Source organism: Rhizobacter sp. P3_C12, from assembly GCF_056402735.1.
Genome location: NZ_JBFUGW010000273.1, coordinates 1 through 8,059 on the forward strand (window position 1 = coordinate 1; position 8,059 = coordinate 8,059).

Here is an 8,059-nt window from a genome sequence, read left to right on the forward strand (position 1 = left end):
GCGTCCAGCCGCCGCCGCCGCCTCGAGGCCGGTCGACGAGGGGGTGCCGCAGCGCGTGCAGCCACCGATGCCGCGGCCGGCTGCGACACGCCCGACACGCCCGACGCCACCGGTGTCGACGCCGGCTCGCCCGGCCGATCCCGCGGTGGCGTCCGACTTCGAGGCCGGCTGGCGCGAGGCGCGGGCCGTGGTGCACGATGCGCCGCGCGCCGTGGATCCGCCCGGCGACGAGGGCAGGTCGGCACGCCAGCTGTTCGAACAGGGTCTGCGCGAAGGGGCGACGCTGCCTGCTGCACCCGTCCGCGTTTTCGCCCCGGTCCCCGCACCGGTGCGGCAGGCGTCGGTCTCCGGCGATGAGGCGCACGTACCGACTCCGGCTCCGCCTTCTCCTTCGCGTGCGGCGGCGCCCTCGGCGCGCCCGGCGCCGGGACGGGTGCCATCGCGGTCAACCGCGCCCTCGCAGCCTCCGCCATCGAGCGCCGTCCCGATCGCCACGCTGCAGCAGATGCTCGAACCGCGGACGGTGCTCCCGGGGCAGGACCATCCCGCGGTCGCGACGGCCGCGCCGCCGAACCCGATGTCGCAAGCGAGCCTCGACTTCTGGCGCGCCTATGCACAGGAGCTGCCGCCCGGCCATGAGCTGCGCGCCCCGCTGGAGCAAGCCGTCCAGGCGCAGCGCAGCGCAACGCCGCCGGCCGCTGACGCCACCCCCTCGCAGGTGCGGCGCGACGATGAGCGTGACGACACCCGCCTCGAAGGTGCCGGCACCCTGGCAGCCGCGCAGCAGGCACTCGATGCGCACCTCGCCTTGCTGACGCCTGCGCTGCAGCTGGCCAAGGCCACGTAGACCGGCGCTGGCTCAGCCGGCCGGATCGGCCCAGCGCCCGGTGGCCGCGAGCTGCGGCGCGAACTCGGCCGCCGACCAGCGCAGCGGCAGCGCCTGCGGCCGCCACACGGCGGCCTGCACCTGCACCCGCAGCAGCCGCTGCGCGCCGGCGAAGGCCTGCAGCTCGGGGCCGTCCCAGACCAGCTCGGCGTCGCCGGTCAGCTGCAGCACGTCGCCGTGCTCGTAGTCGATGAACAGCAGCCCGGCGTGCGGGTGGGCCGCGATGTTGCCGAGCGTGTTGAAGAGCCGGTTGCCGCGGAAATCGGGGATCGTCAGCACGCTGTGCGCACCGACCGTCTCGACCCGCACGAAGCCCGGCCGGCCGCCGCGGTGCGAGACATCGACACCGTCCGCGCCCGCCTCGCCGCGCGCATGCGGTGAGGCCGACGCGATGAACAGCGTGTCCGCCCGGCGCACCAGCGCGCTTGCCTGCGGGCTCAGCTGCGGACCCAGCAGCGTGGCCTCCGGTCGCGCCGCCGAAGCAGCCGGCTCGGCCGGCAGCGCTTCGCGCGCCTGGATGTACTGCGGGCAGTTGCCGAAGCTCGCGTCGACCTGCACCTCGATGCGCGCGGCGTCCAGCTGCGTCACCGTCCCGTTCAGCCGGTTGCGCCGCCGCGTGTGCGGCTCCAGGCCCAGCAGGCCGATCGGGTCGCCGACGGCCAGGTGGGCCGACAGCGGATCGGCGGCGTCGCGCCCGGCGCGGATGCGCAGGTGCCGCGCGTCCTGCGCCTCGGCGAAGCCAGGTGCGCCGCTCAGCACCGAGGCCCACGGGCGCCGCATCGCATCGAGGCTGCCGACGAACAGCGTCGGCAGCTGCGCGAAGAACTGCTGGTGCTGCAGCGGCATCGCGTCGCGGATCATGTGCGACGCGAAACCGTCGACCATGGCGCGCACGCCGGCGCGTTGCTGCACCGCCAGTTCGCCGGCGTGGAAGAGTGGGGTGTCGTTCATGCCGCAACCTTAGGCTGCCGCGCCGCGCAGCGGAATCCCCGCCGGCCGCATTTGATTCTTCCGGCGCGCGGAATGGCGAGAATGCGCGCATGGACCGACTCGAAGGGATGCGGGTGTTCGTGGCCGTCGCCGACGCGCGCGGCTTTGCGCCGGCGGCGCGGCTGCTCGGCATGTCGCCGCCGGCCGTCACGCGGGCGGTCGCGGCGATCGAGCAGCACGTGGGCGCGCAGCTGCTGCGGCGCACGACGCGCAGCGTCTCGCTGACCGATGCCGGCACGCGCTTCCATGCCGACTGCAGGCGCATCCTGGCCGAGATCGCCGAGGCCGAGGCCACCGCGGGCGGGGCGTACACCGCGCCGCAAGGGCTGCTCGCGATCACCGCGCCGGCGATGTTCGGGCGGCTGCACGTCGCGCCGGTGCTGCTCGACTTCCTCGCCGCGCACCCGCAGGTCAGCGCGCGCACCTGGTTCGCCGACCACGTCGTGCACCTGCTCGACGAGGGCTTCGATGTCGCGGTGCGCATCGCGCGCCTCGCCGATTCGGGCCTGCACGCGGTGCCGGTCGGCCAGGTGCGGCGCGTCGTCGTCGCGTCGCCCGGTTACCTGGCAGCGCACGGCGTGCCGCGCACGCCGGCGGATGTGCCGCAGCATGCGGCGATCGGCTTCTCGCAGCACGGCGCGGTGAATGTGCCGTGGGGGTTCGGCACGCGCGGCGACAGCGTGCAGCCGCGCATGCAGCTGGTGGCCAACACCGGCGAGATGGCGATCGCCGCCGCGCTGGCCGGGCACGGGCTGGCCCGGGCGATGTCGTACCAGGTGGCCGACGACGTGCTTGCCGGGCGACTGCGCATCGTGCTGGCCGCGCACGAGCCGGCGCCGGTGCCGGTGCAGCTGGTGCACCTCGAAGGCCGCCGCGCCACCGCGAAGCTGCGCGCCTTCATCGATTTCAGCGTCGCGCGGTTGCGCGACGTGCCGGTGCTGAACGGGCGCTTCCCGTGGCCCGAACCGGCATGATCCACCTTCCCCCTGACTGGATGCCACGATGAAGCTGATTCGCCTGAGCCTGCTGGCCTTGTGTTCGATCGCGGGCGCTGCGCAGGCTGCGCCCCCCGATCCGGCGCCTTTCCCGGACCAGCCGGCGCTGCGCGAGATCGCCGCCGCCGTCAGCCCCGACGAACTGCGCAGCACCATCACCCACCTGGTCGCGTTCGGCACGCGCCACACCGCCTCGGACACCACCTCGCCGACGCGCGGCATCGGCGCGGCGCGCCGCTGGGTGCAGTCGCGCTTCACCGCGCTGTCGCGCGACTGCGGCGGTTGCCTGCAGGTGGCGACGCCGTCGCAGACCTTCACCGGCCCGCGGCTGCCGCAGCCCACCGAGGTGATGGACATCGTTGCGGTGCAGCGCGGCACCACCGAGCCGCAGCGCGTGATCGTGATCACCGGCCACCTCGACTCGCGCGTCAGCGACGTGATGGATGCGACCAGCGACGCGCCCGGCGCGAACGACGACGCCTCGGGTGTCGCCGCGCTGATGGAGGCGGCGCGCGTGCTGTCGAAGCACAAGTTCCGCGCGACCCTCGTCTATGCCGCGCTGTCGGGCGAGGAGCAGGGCCTGTACGGCGGCAAGGTGCTGGTCGACCATGCCAAGGTCGAGGGCTGGCAGGTGCAGGCCGACTTGAACAACGACATCGTCGGCAACAGCCACGGCCAGGACGGCGTGCATGACAACGGCACGGTGCGCGTGTTCTCCGAAGGGACCAAGGCGGTCGAGACGCCGGCGCAGGCCGGCAAGCGGCGCTACAACGGCGGCGAGGTCGATTCGCCGTCGCGCAACATCGCGCGCTTCATGGCCAGCCTGTCGGCGCGCTACCTGACCAACCTGCGCGTGCAGATGGTCTACCGCACCGACCGCTACGGCCGCGGCGGCGACCAGGTGCCGTTCCTCGATGCCGGCATCCCGGCGGTGCGCGTGACCGAGGCGCACGAAGACTACACGCGCCAGCACCAGGACCTGCGCACCGAAGGCGGCATCGCCTACGGCGACACGATCGACGGCGTCGATTTCCCGTACCTCGCGCAGGTGACGCGGCTGAACGCGGTGACGCTGGCCGCGATGGCGAATGCGCCGATGCCGCCGAAGGGCGTGTCGATCGGGGGCGCGGTGACGCCGGACACCACCATCAAATGGCAGGCACAAGCGGGGCAGGCGCAGCCGGGCGTGGCCGGGTACCGCGTGTGGTGGCGCGAGACGACCGCGCCGCACTGGCAGCACAGCCGCTTCGTCGCGGGCGATGCAACCCAGCTGGTGCTGAAGAACGTCGTGATCGACGACTGGTTCTTCGGCGTGTCGGCGGTGTCGGCCGATGGCTACGAGTCGCCGGTGGTGTTCCCGGGCGATCCGGGCAGCTTCTAGGCTTCGACCGGATCGGCCCGCAGGTCCGCCGCCAGCACCTGGTTGCGCCCGCTGCGCTTGGCCTCGAGCAGCCGGTCGTCGGCGATCTTCAGCAGCTGCTCCATCGCCGCCAGCTCGGCGAGCGAATCGGCGATGCCGGCCGAGAAGGTGTTGCGGTGCAGCGTGCCGGTCTCGAACTGGAACACCTCGTCGCGCCACGCGCCCAGCAGCGCCTCGACCTTGCGCTGCGCCGCGAATGCGTCGGTGCGCGGCATCAGCAGGCAGAACTCCTCGCCGCCAAAGCGGAACGCGATGTCGCTGCGCCGCCCGTGCGCGATCAGTAGCGCGCCGAACGCGGCCAGCAGCTTGTCGCCGGCCACGTGGCCGTGCCGGTCGTTCACCGACTTGAAGTGGTCCAGGTCGATGATCGCGGCCGCCAGCGGCTGCTGCTCGCGCTGCGCGAGCAGCAGCATCTGCGGCAGCACGTCGTTCAGGTGGCGGCGGTTGAACAGGCCGGTCAGGAAGTCGCGCGTGGCCTGCTGGCGCAGCTCGGCCTGCAGCGCCTCGACCTCGTCGATCTTCTGCGACAGCTGCTGGTTGATGGCCTCGAGCTCGGCCTTCGCGCGCTCGGTGGTGCGGCGGCGCGCCTCGATCTCGTCGAGGTTCTGCTGCAGCCGGCGCAGCTCGGTCTGCAGCGAGGCCGCCTGGTAGCGCGCCCGCGAGGCCTGTTGCGCGCGCTCGACGTGCAGCGCCTGCCAGATGCGCAGAGAGGCCAGCGCCTGCGCCGCGTGGCCCAGCCGCTCGTGCGTGTCGGCCATCGCCTGGTGGAACAGGCAGCGCACGCGCAGGCTCAGGCCTTCGGCCGCGGCGTTCAATACCGCCGGCTGCGCCTGCGCCAGCAGCGCGGCGGCTTGCGGCAGCAGGTCGCGCGCGGCCATCACCTCGGCGGTGGCGACCACCAGCGTGATGCGCTCGTCGGGCACCTTGATGCCGCTCTTGTCCTGCGAGGCGCGCTCGATCAGCTCGGCGCCGAGCGTGGTGTTGCCGGCGCGCAGCGCGGCGATCGCCATCGTCTCGAAGTTCGCATTGGTGCTGCCGCGCCCGCTCGCATCGGTCGGCAGCGCGAGCAGCCGCTCGACATCGCCCAGCGCATCGGCCGCGCGCTCGAGGTTGGTCAGGCAGATCACGCGGTTGATCAGCAGCACGCTGAGCAGCCGCGGGTTGTCGAGCCGCGCGTAGCGGGCGATGCCTTCCTCGACGTGGCTGAGCGCCTGGTGGTAGTCGCCGAGCTGGATCAGCTCGTGCGCGAGGTTGCAGTACAGCACCACCTCGAAGCCGTTGCCGCGTGCCGGGCGCGACTCGTTCAGCGCCTGGAACATGTACGCGAAGGCCTGCTCCGACTGGCCGAGCGAGGCATAGCAGCCGGCGATCACGTTCAGCAGCATGCCGAGTTCGTCGTGCTTCAGCACGGCCAGGCCCTCGGCGCGCAGCGGCAGCGCGCGCTCCAGCGATTCGCGGTACTTGCCCTCGCGCCACAGGCAGCGCGCGATGCCGACCTCGGCCAGCAGGTGGCCGGCGCGGTCGTGCGTGGCGTCGAAGCAGCGGTCGGCCTCGGCCAGCTCGCCGGCGGCTTCGAGCGGTGTGGAATACCAGATCAGGTGCAGCCCGCGCACCAGCCGGGCCCAGCCTTCGGCGGCCTGGTCGCCGTGCGCGAGGCTGCGCTCGAGCGCCTGGTCGGCCAGCACGATGCACCGGCGCGAATCGCTGTACAGCAGCCGCCACGCGCGGCGTGCGGTGGCGAGCGCGGTGGACGTCGATCGTCGGATGGGCGGCGCTTTCATGGCACCGGATTGTCATCGCTTTTGGCGTGTGCCGGCATCCCCAAGCTTGCCGGCAGGCGCCGGCCCGGCTACATGCTGCGCCGGTACTGCCCGCCCACCTCGAACAGCGCCGCGGTGATCTGCCCGAGCGAGCAGCAGCGCACCGCGTCCATCAGCACCTCGAACACGTTGCCGTTGGCGATCACCGCCTGCTGCAGCCGCGCGAGCATCGCCGGCGCCGCATCGGCATGCGTGGCGTGGAAGGCCGCGAGCCGCGCGAGCTGCGACTGCTTCTCGTCGTCGGTCGAGCGTGCCAGCTCGATGTGATCGGCCACCGGGTCCCCATGCGGGTTGCGGAAGGTGTTGACGCCGATGATCGGGTACTCGCCGGTGTGCTTGAGCATCTCGTAGTGCATGCTCTCTTCCTGGATCTGGCCGCGCTGGTAGCCGGTCTCCATCGCACCCAGCACGCCGCCGCGCTCGGCGAGCTTCTCGAACTCGGCCAGCACCGCCTCTTCCACCAGCTCGGTCAGCTCGTCGATGATGAACGCGCCCTGGTTCGGGTTCTCGTTCTTCGCCAGGCCCCATTCGCGGTTGATGATCAGCTGGATCGCCATCGCGCGGCGCACGCTGTCCTCGGTGGGCGTCGTGATCGCCTCGTCGAAGGCATTGGTGTGCAGCGAGTTGCAGTTGTCGTAGACCGCGATCAGCGCCTGCAGCGTGGTGCGGATGTCGTTGAACTGGATCTCCTGCGCATGCAGCGAGCGGCCCGAGGTCTGCACGTGGTACTTCAGCTTCTGGCTGCGCTCGTTGGCGCCGTAGCGCTCGCGCATCGCCACCGCCCAGATGCGCCGCGCGACGCGGCCGAGCACGGTGTACTCCGGGTCCATGCCGTTGCTGAAGAAGAAGCTCAGGTTCGGCGCGAAGTCGTCAACGTGCATGCCGCGCGCGAGGTACGCCTCGACGAACGTGAAGCCGTTGCTCAGCGTGAACGCGAGCTGGCTGATCGGGTTCGCCCCCGCTTCGGCGATGTGGTAGCCGCTGATGCTCACCGAATAGAAGTTGCGCACCTGGTGGTGCACGAAGTATTCGGCGATGTCGCCCATCACCTTCAGGCTGAACTCGGTCGAGAAGATGCAGGTGTTCTGCCCCTGGTCTTCCTTCAGGATGTCGGCCTGCACCGTGCCACGCACGTTCTGCTGCACCCAGGCACGGATCTTGTGCAGTTCGTCGTCGCTCGGATCGCGGGCGTTGTCGGCCTCGAAGCGCGCCAGCTGCTGGTCGATCGCGGTGTTCATGAACATCGCGAGGATCGTCGGCGCCGGCCCGTTGATCGTCATGCTGACGCTGGTGGCCGGGTTGCACAGGTCGAAGCCGCCGTACAGCACCTTCATGTCGTCCAGCGTCGCGATGCTGACGCCGGAGTTGCCGACCTTGCCGTAGATGTCGGGCCGCAGCGCCGGGTCGTTGCCGTACAGCGTGACGCTGTCGAACGCGGTCGACAACCGCTTCGCCGGCATCCCTTCGGAGAGCAGCTTGAAGCGCCGGTTGGTGCGGAAGGCATCGCCCTCGCCGGCGAACATGCGCGTCGGGTCCTCGCCCTCGCGCTTGAACGCGAAGGTGCCGGCGCTGTACGGGAAGCTGCCGGGCACGTTGTCGAGCAGCAGCCACTTCAGGATCTCGCCGTGGTCCTCGAACTGCGGCAGCGCCACCTTGCGCACCTTGGTGCCCGACAGGCTCTGCGTGGTCAGCGCGGTGCGCAGCTCCTTGTCGCGGATCTTCACGACGTACTCGTCGCCCGCGTAGGCGGCCTGCAGCTGCGGCCACTGCGCCAGCAGCTTGCGCGAGGCGGCATCGAGCCGCTGCTCGCGCTGGTCGGCGAGCTGCGCCGCGGCGTTCGCGTGGGCCGGTTGCGCCGCATCGGCCTCCAGCAGCATGCGCGCCGCGCCGCGCAGCTGCTGCACCTCGCGCGCGAGCCGGGCCTGCGCGCGCGCGTGCTGCTTGTAGC

Annotated in this window: 5 protein-coding genes and 1 pseudogene; 3 read left to right on the forward strand and 3 right to left on the reverse strand. The window is 71.7% G+C overall.

Features of this window, described 5'->3' with window-relative positions:
- A pseudogene (locus AC1DXV_RS28000) lies at positions 1 to 847 on the forward strand (hypothetical protein); the annotation flags it as partial.
- Between the two features lie 12 nt (positions 848 to 859).
- Here the strand turns inward: AC1DXV_RS28000 and AC1DXV_RS28005 are convergent.
- Entirely contained in the window at positions 860 to 1,837 is a 978-nt protein-coding gene (locus AC1DXV_RS28005) for a flavin-nucleotide-binding protein (RefSeq protein ID WP_477936667.1), read from the reverse strand.
- Positions 1,838 to 1,926: 89 nt separating this feature from the next.
- Here AC1DXV_RS28005 and AC1DXV_RS28010 point away from each other — a divergent pair, with 89 nt between their 5' ends.
- Positions 1,927 to 2,850 carry a LysR family transcriptional regulator gene (locus AC1DXV_RS28010; RefSeq protein WP_477936669.1) on the forward strand — a complete coding sequence of 308 codons (924 nt, stop codon included), beginning with the start codon at positions 1,927 to 1,929 and terminating at the stop codon, positions 2,848 to 2,850.
- Between the two features lie 28 nt (positions 2,851 to 2,878).
- Positions 2,879 to 4,252 carry a M28 family metallopeptidase gene (locus AC1DXV_RS28015; protein WP_477868375.1) on the forward strand — a complete coding sequence of 458 codons (1,374 nt, stop codon included), beginning with the start codon at positions 2,879 to 2,881 and terminating at the stop codon, positions 4,250 to 4,252.
- Here AC1DXV_RS28015 and AC1DXV_RS28020 read toward each other — a convergent pair.
- Together AC1DXV_RS28020 and AC1DXV_RS28025 are read right to left on the reverse strand one after the other, a co-directional pair.
- A complete protein-coding gene (locus AC1DXV_RS28020) occupies positions 4,249 to 6,072 on the reverse strand; it encodes a diguanylate cyclase (RefSeq protein ID WP_477868373.1) in 1,824 nt (607 codons plus the stop codon). The two genes, AC1DXV_RS28015 and AC1DXV_RS28020, sit on opposite strands and share 4 nt — an antisense overlap.
- Positions 6,073 to 6,140: 68 nt before the next feature.
- On the reverse strand, positions 6,141 to 8,059 hold a 1,919-nt coding region (locus tag AC1DXV_RS28025), incomplete at its 5' end, for a methylmalonyl-CoA mutase family protein (RefSeq protein ID WP_477936671.1).

Coding starts and splice junctions, on each gene's coding strand:
- AC1DXV_RS28005 (WP_477936667.1), bottom strand. CDS start 1,837: ATGAACGACACCCCACTCTTCCACGCCGGCGAACTGGCGGTGCAGCAA.
- AC1DXV_RS28010 (WP_477936669.1), top strand. CDS start 1,927: ATGGACCGACTCGAAGGGATGCGGGTGTTCGTGGCCGTCGCCGACGCG.
- AC1DXV_RS28015 (WP_477868375.1), top strand. CDS start 2,879: ATGAAGCTGATTCGCCTGAGCCTGCTGGCCTTGTGTTCGATCGCGGGC.
- AC1DXV_RS28020 (WP_477868373.1), bottom strand. CDS start 6,072: ATGAAAGCGCCGCCCATCCGACGATCGACGTCCACCGCGCTCGCCACC.